A 20,257-nucleotide genomic window follows, 5' to 3' on the forward strand; every position below is an offset into this window, starting at 1 on the left:
TATTCTACAATTTATTACAAATTCCTTTTAAAAAAGAGATGTCCCAATTTCGGACATCTCTTTTTATAATAAAGGCGATAATAGCCGATACGTTGATTCAACTATTCGTCTATGAAGACGCCTTTTATGAAAACGATCGACATGAATTTCACTGGATTCTTCTAAATCGTCTTTAAAATCTTGAACAAGTTTTCGAATGCTATCTGTATCATATAAAAAGGCGTTTACTTCAAAGTTCAAATGAAAACTTCTCATATCCATATTAGCTGTCCCAATTGAAGCTAAATCAGAATCGACAATGACAACTTTACTATGGAGAAAACCTTTTTCATATTCATATATCTTTACCCCTGCATCTAAAAGCTCTGGGAAGTACGATCTCGATGCGTAAAAGACAGTGCGCTTATCAGGCTTGCTCGGCATTAACAAACGAACATCAATACCAGCGAGTGCAGCTACCTTTAATGCAGATAAAATATCATCATCCGGAATGAAATATGGCGTCGCAATCCAAATGGATTTCCGCGCAGAGGCAATCATGGCAAAATATAAATGTTTAATGGTTTCCCATTTATTATCCGGTCCACCTCCAACGAGCTGCACGCCTCCCCAATGATCCCCCTCAACTGCTTTCGCTTGTAAATATTCAGGGGCTAGCACAGCCTCACCAGTCATATAAAACCAATCTTGAAGGAAAATAAGCTGTAAACTTTGAACAGCCTCACCACGCAAATATAAATGCGTGTCTCGCCAAAAACCGAAGTATTTATCCTTCCCTAAATATTCATCACCAATATTTAATCCACCTACAAACCCTTCATTTCCATCAATAATAACGATTTTCCGGTGGTTTCGATAATTAATCTTATCGTTTAAAATTGGAAAGCGCACAGGGAAGAACGGAATCATTTCGACACCTGCATCATTTAATTCTGCAATATACGCTTTTGATAATTTAAAACTACCAACCGCATCATACAAAAAACGAACGACTACGCCTTCTTTTGATTTTTGTATTAAAATATCTTTAATTTCTGTTCCAAGCTTATCATCACGCACAATGTAATACTCCATATGAATATGGTGTTTCGCTCGCTTTAATCCATCTAAAATGGCCTGAAACGTTTCATCTCCATTTGTTAATGTTCTCGTTTCAGTTTGAAATGAAATATTTAAAGCGCCTAAGCGATCCGCTAAACGAAATAACAGCTCTTGATGCTTATGGTTGCGCAAAATCCGTTCGTCGTGATCTTCATGCCCTTTATATTGTAAAAACGCTTGTTCATCGAGCAGCGCCTTCTTTTGGAACATTCTCTTCCTCCGAAAGTTCTGTCCAAATAATAAATAAGCGAAGAATCCAAATACCGGAAAAATACCTAACACAATGAGCCATGTAAGTGTTTTAGACGGATGACGGTTCTCTAAGAAAATAACGCAGCCAATTAAAAATGCAGATACCGTAAATAAAATACTAATAATACCTAAAATCGAAACATCCTTTATCCCAATTACATCCGAATAAAATGCAACATCAATAAACATACGTAACGAAACAAATAATGCGAACAATAGTAAAACAAAGAAAATCAACTTTAACGTATTTTTCATCTCTTACCTCCTTACTAAGAAAGCTTTCCTATTCTTCATATAAAAAGCCGATTTCATACTACAGAAATCGGCCTACGTTTTAGCAGGAAAATTATTGCGAATTGTTTCAAGCGCATGCTCTTTCACAATTTGTTTCCCATACTCACTTACACGATGAATTGTTAAAGTTGACTCTTCTCCGTATTCTAAAACGATACTTAAAATACGATCAATTTCTTCTTCATCATGTAGCACTTCATCGAATTCCACATATACATAATAGCGGTTCTCAAATGAATATAGCTCATCTTTTATATCCTCAAAGATAAGACGATGACTTAATGAAATGACATCTTCAAAATCATTAAACTTAATTAAAAAGCCAAACGTACCATCTTCGTTAAAGTTTGTTCCTGCTTGCTCTTCTACCTCTTCCACTAATTCTTGCTGGAATAATGATTCAATACCTTCATCTAGAGGAATGTCTATAATTTTATCTACACCTATCGGTAGTTCTAACTTTTGTCCATCCTTTGAAAGCTCTGCTTTCGTGACAAGTACTTCAATCCCTTTATCGACTGCTTGCACTTGAATCCATAACGGTCCATCAATAAAGAAATCGTCATGATCACGAGCTTCGTCCATCATCTCCCAAAAGAGCTCTTCACTTCGTTCGCGATCATACCAAATCTCTTCACGATTAAACCCTCTGTCCTCTATATCAATGTACGTAATAAAAAATTTCATCGTATGGTCATTAATTCTTTCAATATCCAAAATACAACTCTCCCTTCCTGCTTAGAATTGTTATGAAGGGATTCCCCACTCATATGACAAATCAATAGATTCTTGTACTCTCATTTTATGATAAGATTCTCCAGAATGGAAATAAAATCGATTTATTTTACAAAAATAGTTATATGCCTATCTTTATTCGACCATCTACACAAATATATCATTATAGCGATTTCTCACTCATAAAAAATTTGGACATACATTTCCACCTTCCCCCGTACACTGTAATAAAGTGAAACTGTTATTAGAGAAGATTATTTAGTCTCTCTCTTCACAACATACATATAGTTCGCTTATTAAAACATCATAAATGGAGGCAGACGAATGGACTTAGAGTTTTTAACATCTGTACTAATGATTGTCGGTATCGATGTTGTATTAGGTGGTGACAACGCAATTGTCATCGCACTAGCTAGCCGAAATTTACCTGAACCAAAACGAAATAAAGCCATTTTGATCGGTACTCTTTTAGCAATCGTACTAAGAATCGTCCTTACTATACTAGCTGTCTATTTACTCGACATCCCATTTCTGCAACTGACCGGGGGCATTTTACTTACATTAATTGCAGTAAATTTACTAACTGATAATAGCAACGATCTTTCTTCTATTCAAGGAAAAACAACTTTATTTCAAGCTGTGCGTACAATAGTATTCGCGGATCTCGTTATGGGGTTTGACAACGTTATCGCCATTGCAGGGGCAGCTCACGGAAGATTTTTACTCGTAATAATCGGCTTACTCATTTCTATCCCGATTATTATTTGGGGCAGCAAACTCATTTTAATACTTATGGAACGATTTCCATTCCTTATTTATTGCGGGGCAGCGATTCTCGCCTATACAGCAGGAAAAATGGTCACACATGAAGACAGACTAGCAACTTTTTTTCATAACAACCCAAGTTTCACTGCAAGCATTCCGTACTTGTTTATTTTCACCATTTTATGCATCGGCTTTATCGTTCAACAAGTTCGATTACGAAATGTGAAACATTAAAAAAAACCTTCTACTATATAATAGGTAGAAGGTTTTCATATTATTATAATTAATTTACAAGACGCTGTGCTTCACGCAATTGGAACGTTCTTACTGTACGTGGTAAGAAACGGCGGATTTCGTCTTCATTGTAACCTACTTGAAGGCGTTTCTCGTCAATCATAATTGGACGACGTAAAATCCCTGGATAGTCACGAATCATCTTATATAAATCTTGAAGTGGTAAAGACTCTAAGTTTACATTTAATTCTTGGAAAACTTTCGAACGAGTAGAAATAATTTCATCCGTTCCGCTTTCTGTCATACGTAAAATCTCTTTAATTTCCTCAATCGTTAATGGGTCTGAGAAAATATTACGTTCTGTATAAGGAATATGATTTTCCTCTAGCCATAATTTCGCCTTTCTACAAGACGTACAGCTTGGAGAACTATATAATGTTACCATACAAAGCTCACTCTCCTTAAAGAGTACAAATTCTGTACTAATTACAGTTTAAATTTCTAAATTCAGCAATTTTTCTCGATACCTTGTCTTATAACAAAGTGCAAAAATCGCATTTCATGTAAGCAACAACTTTTAGCAAACAACAATTACTTTTAATAAGTAACTTCTATAATCATTATACAATAGATTTTGCAAGAAATATACAGTAAATTTCCTTCTAATTGAGAAAACTCTTCCGTGTATTCCACTGCTATGTAACATGACCACACTTACATTAACTGTTATTTAACACTAACCTTCAACCCTCTTAACGCTTGCTTTTCATAGATTTTTCATGTGATATATAGTTATTTTCTCATAATCTTTCCTGTGAAAAAGAGAACGTTTTCTTACCTTTTCCTGATAAATCAATTAAGAAATGTAAGACTATATAAGTGAGAATCAAAAAGAACGTTTGTTCTTATTTTAACAAACATTCTCATTCATGTCTATACGATTTCTAAAATAAATCAATTATTTTTCTGACATTTCTTTCTTTTTTATCTTTTATCTCATACAATAAAAATACAGACAGGCAAAGGGGGAATTTGCAAATGATTGCTTTTTTTATTGATTTTGTCACTGTTGCTGCCCTCATCATCGGAATAACAGCATTGATTGGTGTCATTACAAATAGCATTGGTGAAAAACTCTTTGGCGGGAAAGAAAAGATGAAGTTTGTTAATAAAAGCTTGGATGTCCAATCCGGCTGGAATCAAGTTGGCGGGAAAGGCATTTATAAGAAACGTACGTATTAAAAAAGCAGGCGGTTAGCCTGCTTTTTTTATTTTTCTACAGATGCCCACTTAAAGCTTAATTCGCCGCCATATTTGTGGATATATACATCTTTAATTGTTTCTCTTTCTAATATAGATCTACCACGTTGGAATACTGGTGCAATTGCTGCATCCTCAAATAAGATTTTTTCCGCTTTTAACAGGTCATTCCAACGTCCTTTTACATCCGAACCTTCTTGCTTTGCCTTTTTAATAAGGTCATCATACTGGGCATTAGAATAACTCATTTTATTTTGTGAACCATCTGTTATAAACATATCAAGGAATGTGATTGCATCAGGGAAATCAGGTCCCCATCCAGTAAATGAAATATCAAACTGTCCACTATCTTCAAGTTTTAATTTTTGTGCAAATGGTTGCATCTTAATTGTTACTGTTAGACCCGGTAAATTCTTTTCTAATTCTCCCTTTACATACTCACCAATTTTCTTAGATTCTTCATTATCAAAGTTTAAAAATTCTATTTCTATTTTATCTTTACCTAATTCTTTCTTTCCTGCTTCCCAGAATTTTTTAGCTTCCTTCACATCGACTTTTGAAAGTTTTCCATTTTCTTTTCTGAAATCCTGCTTATCTGGTCCCTTAACAAAGTCAGATGGTACTAAACCGTAAGCTCCCTTAGAACCGTTGTTTAAAATAACCTCACCAATACCATCTCGATCGTATGCACTAGAAATAGCCTTACGAATATTTTTGTTAGCTAAAGCTGGATTTTTTTGATTAAAACGTAAGAAGAATACAGTTGGATCATTAATTGTTTTAAAATCTTGTTGCCCTTTATACTTATCAACTAATTCCGCTGATAAACCAACTCTGTCAATCGCATTCGTATTATACAAATTAACAGCTGCTCCTGTATCTTTTACAACATTAAAATTAACCTCTTCTAATTTCACTTCTTTTTGATCCCAATAGCTTGGATTTTTCTTTAATTGGAAACTTTGTTCATGTTTCCATTCATTTAATACAAATGGACCGTTATACAAAGTTGTATTTGCTTCCAAACCAAATTTTTCTCCCTGTTCTTTCATATACTTCTCATTTAATGGAAAAAATAGTGGGTACACCGTTAAATCAAGAAAATATGGAACCGGATTATCCAATTCAACTTCAAATGTATAATCATCTATCGCTTTTACACCTAATTGATCCGGTGATAGCTCTCTTTTATTAATTTTCTCTGCATTTTTCACATCAAGCATAATATATCCTGATTTCGCTGCCGTATCAGGGTTAACTGCTCTTTGCCATGCATATACAAAATCTTTTGCTGTTACAGGATCACCATTCGACCATTTAGCGTCTTCACGCAATTTAAATGTATATTTTTTACCATCTTCAGATTTCGTATGGGATTTCGCTACCCCCGGAACTAACTTATCACCTTTCCCAAGTCGATATAGCCCTTCCATTGTATTATTCATAACTTTTGAAGAAGCAGCATCCGAGGAAAGTGTTGTATCCATTGTCGGAATTTCAGACACTTCTGTTAGATTAATGACTTGCTTCGCACCGCTTTTCCCGCTATCCCCTTTTGCGTTCGCTTGCGGCTCATCTTTTTGGTAGCTACATGCCCCTAACATCATGCTCATCGCTACTGTTGATACTACAAAAACTGGCATCTTTTTTTTCATACTTCCACCCTCCACAAAAATGTTAGCCCTTTCATTTTCAAACAAAAAGAAATATATATATGTTCTAATAATTCATATTATACACACAAATATATTTTTTGTATATTTATATTTCTATTTTATTAAAATTTTCTGTTAAAAAATAAACCCTTGTAAACGTTTCATATTGCTGATTAACCTTACTAAAGTGTTGAAAATAGTTATTTTTATATTTTTCTAAATTATCAGAGAAAAATAAAATTTATATCTTATAATACTTTACGCATAATTATCCTTCTGTTTTTATCATAAAATAGCGCGCCCTTCATAATAAAGATATGTAGGTTAAAATGAGTGCAAAGGATAAGAAAGTATGTTACGATACACTTTGCTAAAAATAGATATCGGTAAAGAGGGGACGGACATGACAGCAATTCAGGCAAAAAACGGGCCTACTGAGAAACTAAGTTTATTCTTATTAACATGGCCTATTTTTCTAGAAGTTTTTCTATTTATGTTAATGGGGATCGCTGATACTTTCATGTTAAGTGCATTATCAGACGATGCTGTATCTGGGGTTGGTGCAGCGAATCAATATCTCCATATCGCTATCTTGGTACTAGAAGTCATCGGGAACGGCGCAGCTATCGTCGTATCTCAATACCTCGGTTCCAAACGTTTTATGGAAGCATCTAAAATATCAGCTTTAGCCGTCACATTAAATTTAGTGGTCGGACTCGTTATAAGCGCTGGTTTTCTTTTATTCTCAAAACATATGATGATGGCAATGAACTTACAAGGCGATGTACTCATGTATGCACAAAGCTATTTATCTATCGTCGGAGGAGCTATTTTCCTTCAAGCTATTATTAATTCATTAGCCGCAATTATCCGCGTACATGGCTTCACAAAGCAAGCGATGTTTATTTCACTTGGAATGAATATTATTCATATCGCAGGAAACTACGTACTCATTTTCGGGAAATTCGGTTTCCCAGAACTCGGTGTACAAGGGGCTGCCATTTCTTCTGCTGTCAGCAGGCTAATCGCACTTATCGTTTTCTTCTGGTTACTGTACCGTGTTATGGAATATCGCGTAAAATTACAATATTACTTCACCTTATCAAAAGAATACATCGGAAAAATTTTAAAGATCGGGATTCCATCTGCATTTGAGCAGGTTATGTATCAAGCTTGCCAAATTGTCTTCTTATACTATGCAACATATTTAGGAACAGAGTCATTAGCAGCGAGACAATACGCTACAAACATTTCTATGTTCACTTATTTATTCGCTATTGCAATCGGTATGGGAACAGCAATTATTATTGGCCGCCTCGTCGGCGGTGGTGAAAAAGATGAAGCGTATGAACGTGTATGGAAAAGTGTAAAATGGGCAATTGGAGTCACTTTATGTATGGTCGCTCTCGTTATTACATTCCGCACACAGTTAATGGGACTATTTACAGATAATCCGCACATTATTACATTAGGTGCTTCAGTTCTTTTACTAAGTATACTACTTGAAACCGGACGTACGATGAACATCGTCATCATCAATTCACTTCGTGCAGCTGGTGATGCAAAGTACCCCGTTTTAATTGGTGCATTCTCTATGGTGTTAATGAGTTTACCACTCGGTTACTTTTTCGCATTCCATTTAGATATGGGGCTCGTTGGTATTTGGCTAGCGATTGCTATCGATGAATGGACACGTGCCATTATTATGTTCTTCCGCTGGAAAAGTAGAGAGTGGGAGCGTTATGCACTTGTTAAACCTGAGGAAAAAGAAGAGATTGTTTCTATCCAGGCGCAGTAACACTCGTTTAATCAAGATGAATTCATTGGTAAATAACATTTATATTCACTTACCGACAAATGTTAACAATACAACTGTTTATACAGTAGAAAAAGAGCCATCCTTCTGTAACGGAAGAATGGCTCTTTTGATTATTGATAAATCTCTTTATATTTCTTATACTCAGCTTCAGAACATAATACGAAATGTCCTGGGCGAATTTCACGCATTGTTGGTGCTTCATTGCCATAATCATGCTGAGATGGATCGTATACGATACGTTTACGATTGCGCTCATAATCTGGATCTGGAAGCGGAATCGCTGATAATAGTGATTTTGTATATGGATGAATTGGATTCGCATATAACTCATCACTTGTTGTTAACTCAACGATTTGACCACGGTACATTACGCCGATGCGATCACTAATGTATTTTACCATTGATAAGTCATGGGCAATGAATAAGTATGTTAAACCTTTTTCTTTTTGTAACTTTTTCAGTAAGTTTACAACTTGCGCCTGGATTGATACGTCAAGTGCTGAGATTGGCTCATCGGCAATGATAAATTCAGGTTCTACAGCAAGTGCACGAGCGATACCGATACGTTGACGTTGTCCACCTGAGAATTCATGCGGGAAACGGTTTGCGTGCTCTTTATTTAAACCAACTGTGTTTAATAATTCATGAACACGGTCCATACGCTCTTTTTTGTTTTTTGCTAGTCCGTGAATATCGATACCTTCTGCAATAATATCCCCTACTGTCATACGAGGGTTTAATGATGCATATGGATCTTGGAAAATCATTTGCATTTTACGGTTGAATTTCTTCAACTCTGCACGTGATTTTTTACCATGTACATTTTCACCATCGAATAACACTTCACCAGCAGTTGCATCATATAAACGAATAATCGTTCTTCCAGTTGTTGATTTACCACAACCTGATTCTCCTACAAGACCAAATGTTTCGCCGCGGTAAATATCAAATGAAATATCATTAACCGCTTTGACAACACCACCACTCACGTCGAAGTGCTGTTTTACGTTTTTTACTTCAATTAGTTTCTCACGTTGTTTAGTCATGTTGTTCACCTGCTTTCATTTGAAGAATGCGTTTTTCAACGACTGCCGGCGGTTTTACTTCTGGAGCTTGCTCGTGAAGTAACCAAGTTGCCGCATAGTGTGTATCACTTACTTTAAATAAAGGTGGGTCCATTTCAAAATCAATTTTTAATGCCTGTGGGTTACGTGGTGCAAAAGCGTCACCCTTTGGCGGTTTCAATAAATCTGGAGGCGTTCCAGGAATTGCATATAACTCTTCCTCTGATCCATCTAAACTTGGCATAGATGCGATTAAGCCCCAAGTATATGGATGTTTTGGATTGTAGAAAATTTCATCTACAGTTCCAATTTCAACAACTTTACCAGCGTACATAACTGCTACGCGGTCCGCAACGTTTGCCACTACACCTAAGTCATGCGTAATGAAAATGATTGCTGCTTCTGTTTTTTGCTGAATGTCCTTCATAAGTTCTAAAATTTGCGCCTGAATTGTAACGTCTAGGGCTGTTGTTGGCTCATCGGCAATCAATAATTTTGGGTTACAAGCTAACGCCATCGCAATAACTACACGCTGTCTCATACCACCAGAGAATTGGTGCGGATATTGTTTTAAGCGAGCTTCTGGATTTGGAATACCTACAAGGTCGATTAATTCTAAAGCGACTTTACGTGCATCTGCTTTACTCATCCCTTGGTGTTTAATAAGGCCTTCCATAATTTGATTTCCAATTGTCATCGTTGGGTTTAATGATGTCATTGGATCTTGGAAAATCATCGCGATATCTTTACCACGAACTTGTTGCATTTCTTTTTCTGTTAATTTCGTTAAGTCACGACCTTCAAATACGATTTCACCATTTTTAATGCGTCCAGGAGGATTCGGAATTAATCCCATTAACGCTTTAGAAGTAACTGATTTCCCAGAACCAGATTCTCCTACAATCGCTAATGTTTCTCCTTTTTTCAAATCAAAAGTAACGCCGCGTACAGCTTGTACTTCACCTGCATGTGTATCAAAGGAGACTTGTAAATCTTTTACCTCTAACAATGTTTTCATCTTTGCCTCTCCCCTCTTTTACTTACGCATTTTTGGATCTAACGCATCGCGTAATCCGTCTGCCATTAAGTTAAACGCTAAAATTAATATACTGATGACAACCGCAGGGATGAACATCATATGCGGATACGTTTGAATTGATTTATAACCGTCATTTACAAGAGAACCAAGTGATGCGAATGGTGGCTGAATACCTAAACCGATGAAGCTTAAGAACGCCTCACCAAACACCGCTGTTGGAATTGTAAACATTGTCATTACGATAATTGGTCCCATTACGTTCGGGATTAAGTGCTTTACAATTAATTGTGTATTTGTTGCACCTAATGTACGAGATGCTAATACGTATTCTTGGTTTTTTAATTTTAGGATTTGTCCCCGAACGATACGCGACATCCCTATCCAACCTGTAATTGCCATTGCGAGTGTAATTGACCATATACCAGATCCCATAATGATTACCATTAAAATAACGATGATTAAGTATGGAATACCGTTAATAATCTCCATAACACGCTGCATAATGTTATCTACTCTACCGCCATAGAACGCTGAAATACCTCCATAAGCAACCCCAATTACTAAGTCAATCGCTGCTGCTAAAAGAGCGATATATAATGATACACGCGTACCTTCCCATGTTCTTGTCCATAAATCACGTCCAAGATCATCTGTACCAAACCAGAAATACTCTTTAATATCACGTTTCTCATATTGGTCAACACCATATTGATCTGTACCGTCAAATGGTAGCCAATGAACATTTTCAATAACAGGAATTTTCGGTGGTAATTTTGCACGACCTAAGTCTTGCTCTTTATACGAGTGCTTACTTACCATCGGTCCTAAAATCGCTAGTAAGATAATAAGCGTTAATAAAACGAAACCGAACATTGCTCCTTTATGTTGGAACAAACGTCTTCTTACATCTTGCCAAAACGTTAAGCTTGGACGGGCAATGACTTCATTATCCACATTATTTTGATTGGCTTGTTGAAATAAATCTGGAGATAATTTTTGTACATCTTTCATCATTTTTTCCCTCCCGCTAAACGAATACGAGGATCAATAATTCCGTATAAAATATCGACAATGAAGATAACTAAGATGAAAATCGCACTATAGAAAATTGTAGTTCCCATAATAACTGTATAGTCATTCACTGTAATAGATTTAACGAACTGTTCCCCTAGTCCTGGTACAGCATAAATTTGCTCAATAACTAATGTACCTGTAATTAACCCTGCAACCATTGGTCCTAAAATTGTTACAACAGGAATTAACGCGTTACGAAGTGCATGTTTGATAATAATAACGCCTTGGCTAATTCCTTTCGCTTTCGCTGTTAAAATGTAGTCAGCTTGCATAACTTCAATTAATTCTGCACGAGCGAAACGTGCGATTGTTGCAATAACTGCCATCGATAAAGCGATTGTAGGCATTACTGTAAACTCTGGTCCTTTCCAGAATGCTACTGGGAACCATCCAAGTTTTACCCCTACGAAATATTGTAGTAATGCGGCGAATACGAACGATGGTACCGACATCCCGAGTACGGAAATAATTGTCGCCCCATAATCGACCCACGTATTGTTACGAAGTGCCGCAATGATTCCTAAAATTAAACCGATAAATGTTCCTAATATAATCGCTTGTAAACCAAGTTGTGCTGATGGTCCAATGCGATCCACAATCATATCTGTTACTGGACGGTTATCATATTGGAATGATACCCCTAAATCACCTTTTGCTAAGTTACCTAAGTAACGTGCATATTGAACTGGTACTGGATCATTTAAACCATATTTTTCAAGAATGATTTCTTTTTGTGCCGGTGATAACTTCTCCTGGTTTTTAAGCGGAGAACCCGGAAGTAATTTCATCAAAAAGAAAGTCAGTGTAGTAATTAAAAATAATGTCAAAGCCATGTACACGAAACGTTTTAATACATAACGTCCCATAGTCAAGCACCTCCCCGTTTTTCTCAAAAGCAATAAGATAGTTTTAAATATTCTTACTTTTATTTTTTTAAAATAAGAGCATATGCCCATCATAGGCATATACCCTAGTAAACGATGGAAAAAAGATTATTTTTGTTCAACAGATGCCCATTTGTAAGTTAATTTACCACCATAGTTAATTGGGATAATATCTTTTACGGCACCTTTTACTACATACGCTGAACCTTTTTGGAAGATTGGAGTGATAACAGCATCCTCTTTAATTAACATCTTCTCTACTTCTAATAGGTTGTCCCAGCGTGCTTGTAAATCTTTTGTATCTGTTTTAGCTTTTAGAATTAACTCATCATATTTCTGATTAGAATAGCCTGTTTTATTTTGAGAACCATTCGTAACAAACATATCTAAATATGAAATTGGATCTGGGAAATCTGGTCCCCAAATACCAAACGCAATATCATATTGCTGAGAATCTTCTAATTTATTTTTTTGTGCGAATGGCTGCTGTTTAATTTTAATCGATAAACCTGGTAAGTTCTTTTCCATCTCACCTTTTAAGAATTCACCAACTTTTTTCGCATCTTCATTATCGAAGTTTAAGAATTCTAGTTCGATTTTATCAGTGCCAAGCTCTTTCTTCGCTGTTTCCCACAGCTTTTTCGCTTCTTTTGGATCTGTTTCAACTAACTTTCCATTTTCAGCTCGGAAATCTTTTTTATTCGGACCTTCAGCGAAATCTTTTCCAACAAATCCATAAGCTCCAATTGCACCATTATTCAAAATAACTTTCGCAATGTTATCACGGTCAAAGGACATTGAAATTGCTTTTCTTAAGTTTTTATTGCTTAAGTATTGATTACTTTGATTAAATCTTAAGTAAGCAACCCCTGCTTCTTTTCTTGTGTGGAATTCTGAGCTTTGTCTAAACTTATCAACAAATTCTGAAGATAGAGCCGCACGATCAATCGAGTTTGTCTCATATAAATTTACATCAGTAGATGTATTTTTTACAATATTAAAGTTAATTTCTTCGATTTTAACCGTTTTATTATCCCAATATGATGGGTTTTTCTTAAACTGGAAGCTTTGTTCATGTTTCCAATCACTCATAACAAATGGCCCATTATATAATGTTGTATTTGCCTCTAATCCAAACTTCTCACCTTGTGCTTTTACAAAGTTTTCATTTAGTGGATAAAATACTGGATAAACTGTTAAATCAACAAAGTAAGGAACGGGATTATCTAATTCCACTTCTAATGTATAGTCATCAATTGCTTTTACACCTAATTGGTCAGCAGGTAATTCTTTTTTATGAATCTTCTCTGCATTTTTAATGTCGAACATAATGTACGAATACGTCGCTTTTGTATCTGGATTTACTGCTCTTTTCCATGAATACACAAAGTCTTTTGCTGTTACAGGTTCCCCATTCGACCATTTCGCATCTTTTCTTAATTTAAATATGTATTTCTTTCCATCATCTAACTTTTGAACATCTTCAGCAACTCCTGGCATTCTCTTTTGATCTTTGCCGATACGATATAAACCTTCCATCGTATTATTTAATGCTGTAGAAGATGCAGAATCAGATGCTAATGATGCATCCATTGACGGAATTTCAGATAACTCTGTTAAATTAAGAATCTGCTTTCCATTACTACTACTCGTAGCATTTTCTTTCCCTTTTGCTTTTGCGTCATCTTTTTGGTAGCTACACGCGCCAAGCAACATACTTGCAGTTAACGTCGATGCAAGTATTAACGGTATCTTTTTCTTCATGTTGTGTTGCCTCCCCTAATTGCACTTCCTGTACCCTCACTTGTAAAAAAGTAGAATTGAAAGAATAATCTCCAAGTTTCTACAATTTTCATTATACATATAATATAACAATTGTGAATATAGTTTTTTGTTTTTTTGTTAAAATTTTTAATAAAATGTTTATTTTTTTATTTTTTTGTAAAGGGATACGTTAACATTGCTACCATCATCTTGAAATCAGACCTTTAATTGCGTATAATTTTCAAAAAATTAATTCTAGTACATATTATAGCTTTTATAGTATAATAATTCTAGTAATATTTTGACGGAGGGGAACATTTTGAATAAAGTTTTTTTTCATACTTGTATACTAATTTTCATAGCGATAATCGCTTCTAGTATTGGCGCATTCCTCGTTTCATCGCAGTTTTTGTTGAATTTTGTCAACATCTCGTTTTATATCGCACTATTTTTTATTCTTATAGGCGGTTTTTTATTCATATTTCAAAATGGATTTTTTAACGTAACAATTTACGCTTTCCAAAGAGTATTTGGTACGAACAAAAAAATTGACTCTTTAATTGAAGAAGTAGAGGAACCAATCGATAAGAAAGAACGTATCTATAAAACATATTCATTCAAATGGACGTATCCAATTTGCATTACCGGTATCATTCTTGGGTTGTTCTCGACTCTCATTAGCTTTACTATTTTGATGTAGTTTGCAAACACTATCCCATATGATATAATAATCAGCAAAACATTTTGTTATAAAACTTTAGTTCTTTCATATTAAAAGGGCTCAGGTAACAATAAATAAATTTATATGTATGCGATGATAAAGAAGAGTACATATTGAGGCAATTTCAGAGAGCTTGTGGCTGGTGTGAACAAGTAATTGTACAGTATGGAATGGGCTTTTGAGCACCAAACCGAACCGAAAGTAGTAGGCTTTGGCGTTATATCCAAACGTTATTATGGATTAGAGAGATTTCACAGTAGTGAAATAATTAGGGTGGTACCGCGGTCCATTCGTCCCTATAGTTTTTTGGGATGAATGGGCTTTTTTGTTTGCCTTCTCTTCCCCATCACGCATTCAAATTTAGGAGGAATTACTTATGTCAGTTATCTTTTCTGGTATTCAGCCGAGTGGAACGATTACACTTGGAAACTATTTAGGAGCTATGAAGCAATTTACAGAGCTTCAGAACGAACACGACTGTTATTTCTGTATTGTAAACCAACATGCGATTACAGTACCTCAAGATCCCGTACAACTTCGTAAAAACATTCGCAGTCTTGCTGCACTTTATGTAGCATGCGGCATCGATCCTGAAAAAGCTACATTATTTGTACAGTCAGAAGTGCCAGCACACGCTCAACTAGGATGGATTATGCAATCAGTTGCTTACGTTGGAGAATTAGAGCGTATGACGCAATATAAAGATAAAGCATCAGGTAGAGATTCAGTTCCAGCTGGATTACTAACGTATCCACCATTAATGGCTGCTGATATTTTACTTTACAACACTGAAATCGTACCTGTTGGTGATGATCAAAAACAACATATGGAATTAACACGTGACCTAGCAGAGCGTTTCAACAAACGCTTCCGCGAAGTGTTCACAATTCCTGAAATTCGTATTCCAAAAGTAGGGGCTCGCGTTATGTCATTAACAGAACCTACGAAAAAAATGAGTAAATCTGATCCGAATCCAAAATCAATGATCAGTATGCTTGATGAACCAAAAACAATTGAAAAGAAAATTAAGAGTGCCGTAACTGACTCTGAAGGTATCGTGAAATTCGATAAAGAAAACAAACCTGGTATCTCTAACTTATTAACAATCTACTCCTCATTCTCTGGAAAAACAGTTGAAGAAATCGAAACAATGTACGAAGGAAAAGGATACGGAGACTTCAAAGGCGACCTAGCACAAGTAGTCGTAGAAGCAATTCGTCCAATCCAAGACAAATATAACGAACTAATCAGTTCACCAGAACTAGACGAAATTCTAGACAAAGGTGCCGAAAAAGCAAACCGCGTTGCATTCAAACAACTACGCAAAGTAGAAAACGCAATGGGACTAAGCAGAAAACGTAGGTAACTTATAAAGCGGAGGCAGCTCGTTCAGCTCTGACTGGCTAAGGTTCTTTCGCATAGAAGACGCTTTTTGTCTTCTTATGCGGAAGGCTCTTAGACACGAAGAGCTTGCTGCCGAAGCTAAGTTATAACAAATTAAAAAAACCGCCAATTGGCGGTTTTTTTAATTTACCTTTTGCTCGTTTTCCATTTCCCATAACTTTTCAAAAAATGGCTGTCCTTTTACAAGACGCTCGCATAATTGTTCGTGCTTCTCAGACCAGCCTGTTTTCGCTTCATCATACAGCTTAGCCCAAATATCTTCAAATTCCATATGTTGAACCATTCCATATGCTGATGGATCCCACTCTGTGAACCAATAGCGAATTTCTGCTGTGTTTTTCGTTGTATGTAATTGATCTAACGCCATAAATAATAATTGTTTTAGCTGTCTTTCTTTACGAGTTAAGCCATTCATAATGAAAGGTGATGGTGATAAAATATGATGTTCTTTTTCCATTTCTTCTACTTGGAACTCATACTTTTCTGCTTGTACGTTTTCTACCATCTCATATACCATCTGCTCTTGGCGCGGTATAAGTCTACTTTTTCGAATTGGTACATTGTAACCAATTGTGTCAATCGCAATAATTCCTTTTCCATCTGTAACTACAAAGCAATACTCTTGCTGCAAACGTTCATGATTTTTACGAATATAAGCCTTATGATGTACGTCTTCCAACATTTTTTGCGGAAGCTCTAACAATTCGTTCTCGATGTAATGATATAATGTGGAATCTACTTTTAATAATGGCACTTGATCTAATAGCTCAATCGTATCATCTTTCCGCCATTCGTAAAAATGACAAACGTTATACCCATTCTCTTCACCTTCAAACCAATTTACCCATACATCATGTAGATATAACATTCACTACCCCTCACTTCACTACTGTTTGTATCAATCATTATGTTCAATTTTTCTTAACTTTATTCCACCTAAGGAAATATATTCTAATTATTATTTTTTCTTCTATTAATACTAAAAAAAACAGGAAAGAAAGCTCCTGTTTTTTATATATGAAATGTATTTGCTTTATTCAATATTTCTTTCGCATCTATAGGTAATAAAGAAAGTGTATCGTCCCCTTCCAAAGTTACACAATCTTTGACAATATGAAAGCCAAGTGCATAGCCAAGCATCTTCGGATAAGAATGAAATCCATTTAATAAAATGTCGTGCTCCCTTGTTCCTCGTTTTACACTTATTCTTTCATGTACAACGTTTTTCCAATAATAAATAGCCTCTTCTTTTGAAAGATACTTCGTCCACGGTGCATTGTTTTTTTCTGAGTATCTTTCCGTTACCGCTTGCTCAGCTAGCCCTTCCATAATCATCGTATCAAGCAATGTATATTCTGTTTCTTTCGTCTCAATTTGATGTAACCTACATATGTGGTGATATTCATGCGCCAATAACACTTTTAATTCTTCTACCGAATTCCGTCCACATACGAATAAGAAAATAACGTGACGCATAGATAATCCAGCCCTACCGTTATACTCTTCTTGTACAGTTCGATTATAAGAATCTGATAATAAAATAAAGACAGGGACATCTGGACCTTTTAACCAACTTTTTAGTTTCTCATACTCCGCACGTAACTCTTTCCAAACTTCCTTTTTCTCTAACTCCTTAATTTCTTGTTCTCCTCGCATAACCGGGCGATACATACCTTTAGAAATTAAAAAGCGATACAACCTTTCTTTTGGCAGCGGGATATACTTCGTAAACTTCTCACAAAGCTTTTCTGGCCGTCCATAATATAGATGTAACCATTCAGCTGTTTCAACAATCCCCATCTTCATCCCTCCTTTTTCTTATGTATATGCAAAAGGAGAAAAAGACGTAAAAATAAATAAGGAGTTTTTTCGCAATATGCTACGAAAAAACTCCTTATTTCATCTATTATTTATACGATTTAAATACTAATACTGCGTTATGACCACCGAATCCTAATGAATTACTTAACACCGCGTTTACTTCTTGATGTCTCGCATTATTCGGCACGTAATCTAAGTCACATTCTGGATCTGGTGTTTCATAGTTAATGGTTGGAGGAATTACTCCATCTGTAATTGATTTAATAGAGAAGATCGCTTCAACAGCACCAGCAGCTCCTAATAAGTGACCTGTCATTGATTTCGTTGAGCTGATTGCTACTTTATACGCGTGCTCACCGAACGTTTCTTTAATTGCCATCGTTTCATACTTTTCATTCGCATCCGTACTTGTACCATGCGCATTAATGTAATCAATATCTTCTGGCTGTAGACCTGCATCTGCTAAAGCTTGACGCATTGCGCGCACGCCGCCTTCACCGCCAGGAGCTGGCATTGTAATATGGAATGCATCACCAGTTGCACCGTAACCAGCGATTTCCGCATAAATGTGAGCACCACGAGCTAATGCGTGCTCTAATTCTTCAAGAATTAAAATACCTGAACCTTCACCCATTACGAAACCACTACGGTTTTTATCAAATGGACGGCAAGCTGTTGCTGGATCTTCATTGAATGTTAATGCTTTCGCTGAGCTAAATCCTGCGAATGCCATACTTGTTAACGGCGCCTCTGCTCCACCTGTAATCATTGCATCAGCATCACCACGCTGAATTGCTTTAAACGCATCACCAATTGAGTTTGCACCAGATGCACAAGCCGTTACAGAACAAGTGTTAATTCCTTTTGCTCCTGTTGCAATTGATACTTGGCCTGCTGCCATATCTGGAATCATCATTGGTACGAAGAATGGACTCACGCGGCGCGGGCCTTTCTCAGTAAAAATCTTAAATTGTTCTTCGTATGTTTCCATACCACCAATACCAGAACCAATCCATACACCAATTCGAGGTCCATTTTCTTCTGTAATCTCAAGCTTTGCATCTGCAACTGCCATTTTCGCTGCTGCTACTGCATATTGTGTAAAGCGATCCATACGGCGCGCTTCTTTTTTATCAATATATTTCTCGACTTCAAAGTCGTTAATTTCTGCTGCTACTTTTGCTGGAAATAGTTCCGGATCAATTCTTGTAAGTCGTCCGATTCCAGATACACCCTTTTTAATGTTTTCCCACGCTGTTTCAACATCTGTACCGACCGGTGTAACAGCTCCTAGTCCTGTAATTACGACCCTCTTTTTTTCCATACAAAATACACTCCTTTTTTTCTCTCAGTCCTTATTTACCCCAACGAAGAGCGACTGCTCCCCATGTTAATCCGCCGCCAAAACCAACAAGTATAATTAAATCACCATCTTGAATACGTCCGTTTTGCAATTCCTCTACCATTGCAATCGGAATGGAAGAAGCTGATGTATTACCGAACTTCTCAATTGTCATACTCATTTTTTCTTGTGGTAAATTTAATCTCTCTCTTGCAGATTCCATAATACGAATGTTCGCTTGATGTGGTACTAAGAAATCCACATCTTCTTTCGTAAGACCAGCTTTATCTAAAACGCGAAGACAAGAATCACCAAGTTGACGAACCGCAAATTTAAAGACTTCTCTGCCATTCATCATAACATACTCGTCTTGATAAAGATGCTTACCGCCACTTCCGTCCGCTCCTAATTCGAAAGATAGAACGCCTTTACCTTCTGAAACAGCTCCCATTACGATCGCACCGGCTCCGTCTCCAAATAGTACTGCTGTATTTCGATCGTTCCAATCTACAATTTTAGATAGTTTATCACTACCGACTACTAGTATATTTTTATAAGTTCCCGTTTGAATAAATTGCTGCGCTGTAATCATTCCGTACATAAAGCCAGCACACGCTGCACTTAAATCCATTGCAGCTGCATGTTTTGCGCCAATTGCTTCTTGAATGACACAAGCCACTGCTGGAAAAGCACGATCTGGCGTTACTGTTGCTACTAAAATAAGATCGATATCCTCTCCGCTAACCCCTGCATCTTCAAGCGCTTTTTTAGAAGCCTCTACGGCCATATATGAAGTATCTATTGTATCATCGGCAATGCGTCTTTCCGCAATCCCTGTTCTCGTACGAATCCATTCATCGGATGTATCCATTATTTTCTCTAAATCGTGATTTGTGACTACTTTTTCCGGCACATATCTTCCGATCCCTAAAATGCCCACGTTCACATCGCAGCCCTCCGTTTTATATCAATTATTATGACTTGGTACTAATTTTAAAACATAAATGTATTTTTGTCTAGAATATATTT

At 36.3% G+C, this 20,257-nt stretch carries 18 protein-coding genes and 1 other annotated feature; of the genes, 5 read left to right on the plus strand and 13 right to left on the minus strand.

Annotation, left to right across the window (positions count from 1 at the left end):
• Positions 1–63 precede the first annotated feature (63 nt).
• Together DN390_RS12550 and mecA are read right to left on the minus strand one after the other, a co-directional pair.
• Positions 64–1,608 (minus strand): cardiolipin synthase, encoded by a 1,545-nt coding sequence (locus DN390_RS12550; protein ID WP_060629945.1) that lies wholly within the window; start codon positions 1,606–1,608, stop codon positions 64–66.
• Between the two features lie 72 nt (positions 1,609–1,680).
• Entirely contained in the window at positions 1,681–2,364 is a 684-nt protein-coding gene (gene mecA, locus DN390_RS12555; protein WP_000350711.1) for an adaptor protein MecA, read from the minus strand.
• A gap of 342 nt (positions 2,365–2,706) precedes the next feature.
• Between mecA and DN390_RS12560 the strand changes: the two genes are divergently transcribed.
• The gene (locus tag DN390_RS12560) at positions 2,707–3,381 is read left to right on the plus strand and encodes a TerC family protein (protein WP_097949563.1); all 675 of its coding nucleotides are present in this window, start codon (positions 2,707–2,709) and stop codon (positions 3,379–3,381) included.
• Positions 3,382–3,430: 49 nt separating this feature from the next.
• On the opposite strand, the gene spx is transcribed toward DN390_RS12560, so the two are convergent.
• On the minus strand, positions 3,431–3,826 hold the full coding sequence (spx, locus tag DN390_RS12565; RefSeq protein WP_000258267.1) for a transcriptional regulator Spx: 396 nt from the start codon (positions 3,824–3,826) through the stop codon (positions 3,431–3,433).
• 593 nt (positions 3,827–4,419) lie between these two features.
• Between spx and DN390_RS12570 the strand changes: the two genes are divergently transcribed.
• Positions 4,420–4,623 carry a hypothetical protein gene (locus DN390_RS12570; RefSeq protein WP_000559978.1) on the plus strand — a complete coding sequence of 68 codons (204 nt, stop codon included), beginning with the start codon at positions 4,420–4,422 and terminating at the stop codon, positions 4,621–4,623.
• 26 nt (positions 4,624–4,649) lie between these two features.
• Here the strand turns inward: DN390_RS12570 and DN390_RS12575 are convergent, their stop codons facing one another.
• Complete coding sequence (locus tag DN390_RS12575; protein ID WP_147807458.1) at positions 4,650–6,296, minus strand: peptide ABC transporter substrate-binding protein; 1,647 nt, start codon at positions 6,294–6,296, stop codon at positions 4,650–4,652.
• A gap of 352 nt (positions 6,297–6,648) precedes the next feature.
• Between DN390_RS12575 and DN390_RS12580 the strand changes: the two genes are divergently transcribed.
• On the plus strand, positions 6,649–8,094 hold the full coding sequence (locus DN390_RS12580; RefSeq protein WP_147807459.1) for an MATE family efflux transporter: 1,446 nt from the start codon (positions 6,649–6,651) through the stop codon (positions 8,092–8,094).
• Between the two features lie 131 nt (positions 8,095–8,225).
• Here DN390_RS12580 and DN390_RS12585 read toward each other — a convergent pair whose 3' ends face one another.
• The 5 genes from DN390_RS12585 to DN390_RS12605 form a co-directional block, all read right to left on the minus strand.
• Positions 8,226–9,161: an ABC transporter ATP-binding protein gene (locus tag DN390_RS12585; RefSeq protein ID WP_147807460.1), complete on the minus strand. Its 936-nt coding sequence runs from the start codon at positions 9,159–9,161 to the stop codon at positions 8,226–8,228.
• Complete coding sequence (locus tag DN390_RS12590; protein ID WP_000854346.1) at positions 9,154–10,197, minus strand: ABC transporter ATP-binding protein; 1,044 nt, start codon at positions 10,195–10,197, stop codon at positions 9,154–9,156. The genes DN390_RS12585 and DN390_RS12590 overlap by 8 nt, the downstream gene beginning before the upstream one ends.
• 18 nt (positions 10,198–10,215) lie before the next feature.
• The gene (gene opp3C / locus DN390_RS12595; protein WP_060629940.1) at positions 10,216–11,232 is read right to left on the minus strand and encodes an oligopeptide ABC transporter permease; all 1,017 of its coding nucleotides are present in this window, start codon (positions 11,230–11,232) and stop codon (positions 10,216–10,218) included.
• Positions 11,229–12,158, minus strand: a complete 930-nt coding sequence (gene opp3b, locus DN390_RS12600) for an oligopeptide ABC transporter permease (RefSeq protein ID WP_063224613.1) — start codon at positions 12,156–12,158, stop codon at positions 11,229–11,231. The genes opp3C and opp3b overlap by 4 nt, the downstream gene beginning before the upstream one ends.
• A gap of 126 nt (positions 12,159–12,284) precedes the next feature.
• Positions 12,285–13,940: a peptide ABC transporter substrate-binding protein gene (locus DN390_RS12605; RefSeq protein ID WP_147807461.1), complete on the minus strand. Its 1,656-nt coding sequence runs from the start codon at positions 13,938–13,940 to the stop codon at positions 12,285–12,287.
• Positions 13,941–14,259: 319 nt separating this feature from the next.
• On the opposite strand from DN390_RS12605, the gene DN390_RS12615 reads away from it, so the two are divergent.
• Positions 14,260–14,640 (plus strand): DUF3899 domain-containing protein, encoded by a 381-nt coding sequence (locus DN390_RS12615; RefSeq protein WP_097949560.1) that lies wholly within the window; start codon positions 14,260–14,262, stop codon positions 14,638–14,640.
• A gap of 105 nt (positions 14,641–14,745) precedes the next feature.
• Positions 14,746–14,962, plus strand: a binding site (T-box leader).
• Positions 14,963–15,037: 75 nt separating this feature from the next.
• Positions 15,038–16,027, plus strand: coding sequence for a tryptophan--tRNA ligase (gene trpS, locus DN390_RS12620; RefSeq protein ID WP_060629937.1), 990 nt, complete (start codon positions 15,038–15,040; stop codon positions 16,025–16,027).
• 159 nt (positions 16,028–16,186) lie between these two features.
• On the opposite strand, the gene DN390_RS12625 is transcribed toward trpS, so the two are convergent.
• The 4 genes from DN390_RS12625 to fabH all read right to left on the minus strand — a co-directional run bounded on the left by DN390_RS12625 (position 16,187) and on the right by fabH (position 20,174).
• The gene (locus tag DN390_RS12625) at positions 16,187–16,933 is read right to left on the minus strand and encodes a YjbA family protein (protein ID WP_000966137.1); all 747 of its coding nucleotides are present in this window, start codon (positions 16,931–16,933) and stop codon (positions 16,187–16,189) included.
• Between the two features lie 143 nt (positions 16,934–17,076).
• Entirely contained in the window at positions 17,077–17,865 is a 789-nt protein-coding gene (locus tag DN390_RS12630) for a DUF2268 domain-containing putative Zn-dependent protease (protein WP_147807462.1), read from the minus strand.
• 106 nt (positions 17,866–17,971) lie between these two features.
• Positions 17,972–19,210, minus strand: coding sequence for a beta-ketoacyl-ACP synthase II (gene fabF, locus DN390_RS12635; protein WP_000412652.1), 1,239 nt, complete (start codon positions 19,208–19,210; stop codon positions 17,972–17,974).
• 31 nt (positions 19,211–19,241) lie between these two features.
• Positions 19,242–20,174: a beta-ketoacyl-ACP synthase III gene (fabH, locus tag DN390_RS12640; protein ID WP_001100541.1), complete on the minus strand. Its 933-nt coding sequence runs from the start codon at positions 20,172–20,174 to the stop codon at positions 19,242–19,244.
• Positions 20,175–20,257: the final 83 nt, after the last annotated feature.

The organism is Bacillus sp. SH7-1 (assembly GCF_008042405.1).
GTDB classification, from domain to species: domain Bacteria; phylum Bacillota; class Bacilli; order Bacillales; family Bacillaceae_G; genus Bacillus_A; species Bacillus_A thuringiensis_N.

Excerpts from the sequence above, each read along its gene's own strand:
- DN390_RS12560 (WP_097949563.1), top strand. The coding sequence starts at position 2,707 with ATGGACTTAGAGTTTTTAACATCTGTACTAATGATTGTCGGTATCGAT.
- opp3b (WP_063224613.1), bottom strand. The coding sequence starts at position 12,158 with ATGGGACGTTATGTATTAAAACGTTTCGTGTACATGGCTTTGACATTA.
- DN390_RS12625 (WP_000966137.1), bottom strand. The coding sequence starts at position 16,933 with ATGTTATATCTACATGATGTATGGGTAAATTGGTTTGAAGGTGAAGAG.
- DN390_RS12575 (WP_147807458.1), bottom strand. The coding sequence starts at position 6,296 with ATGAAAAAAAAGATGCCAGTTTTTGTAGTATCAACAGTAGCGATGAGC.
- spx (WP_000258267.1), bottom strand. The coding sequence starts at position 3,826 with ATGGTAACATTATATAGTTCTCCAAGCTGTACGTCTTGTAGAAAGGCG.
- DN390_RS12590 (WP_000854346.1), bottom strand. The coding sequence starts at position 10,197 with ATGAAAACATTGTTAGAGGTAAAAGATTTACAAGTCTCCTTTGATACA.
- DN390_RS12605 (WP_147807461.1), bottom strand. The coding sequence starts at position 13,940 with ATGAAGAAAAAGATACCGTTAATACTTGCATCGACGTTAACTGCAAGT.
- trpS (WP_060629937.1), top strand. The coding sequence starts at position 15,038 with ATGTCAGTTATCTTTTCTGGTATTCAGCCGAGTGGAACGATTACACTT.
- DN390_RS12630 (WP_147807462.1), bottom strand. The coding sequence starts at position 17,865 with ATGGGGATTGTTGAAACAGCTGAATGGTTACATCTATATTATGGACGG.
- DN390_RS12580 (WP_147807459.1), top strand. The coding sequence starts at position 6,649 with ATGTTACGATACACTTTGCTAAAAATAGATATCGGTAAAGAGGGGACG.
- opp3C (WP_060629940.1), bottom strand. The coding sequence starts at position 11,232 with ATGATGAAAGATGTACAAAAATTATCTCCAGATTTATTTCAACAAGCC.
- DN390_RS12585 (WP_147807460.1), bottom strand. The coding sequence starts at position 9,161 with ATGACTAAACAACGTGAGAAACTAATTGAAGTAAAAAACGTAAAACAG.
- DN390_RS12550 (WP_060629945.1), bottom strand. The coding sequence starts at position 1,608 with ATGAAAAATACGTTAAAGTTGATTTTCTTTGTTTTACTATTGTTCGCA.
- DN390_RS12570 (WP_000559978.1), top strand. The coding sequence starts at position 4,420 with ATGATTGCTTTTTTTATTGATTTTGTCACTGTTGCTGCCCTCATCATC.
- fabF (WP_000412652.1), bottom strand. The coding sequence starts at position 19,210 with ATGGAAAAAAAGAGGGTCGTAATTACAGGACTAGGAGCTGTTACACCG.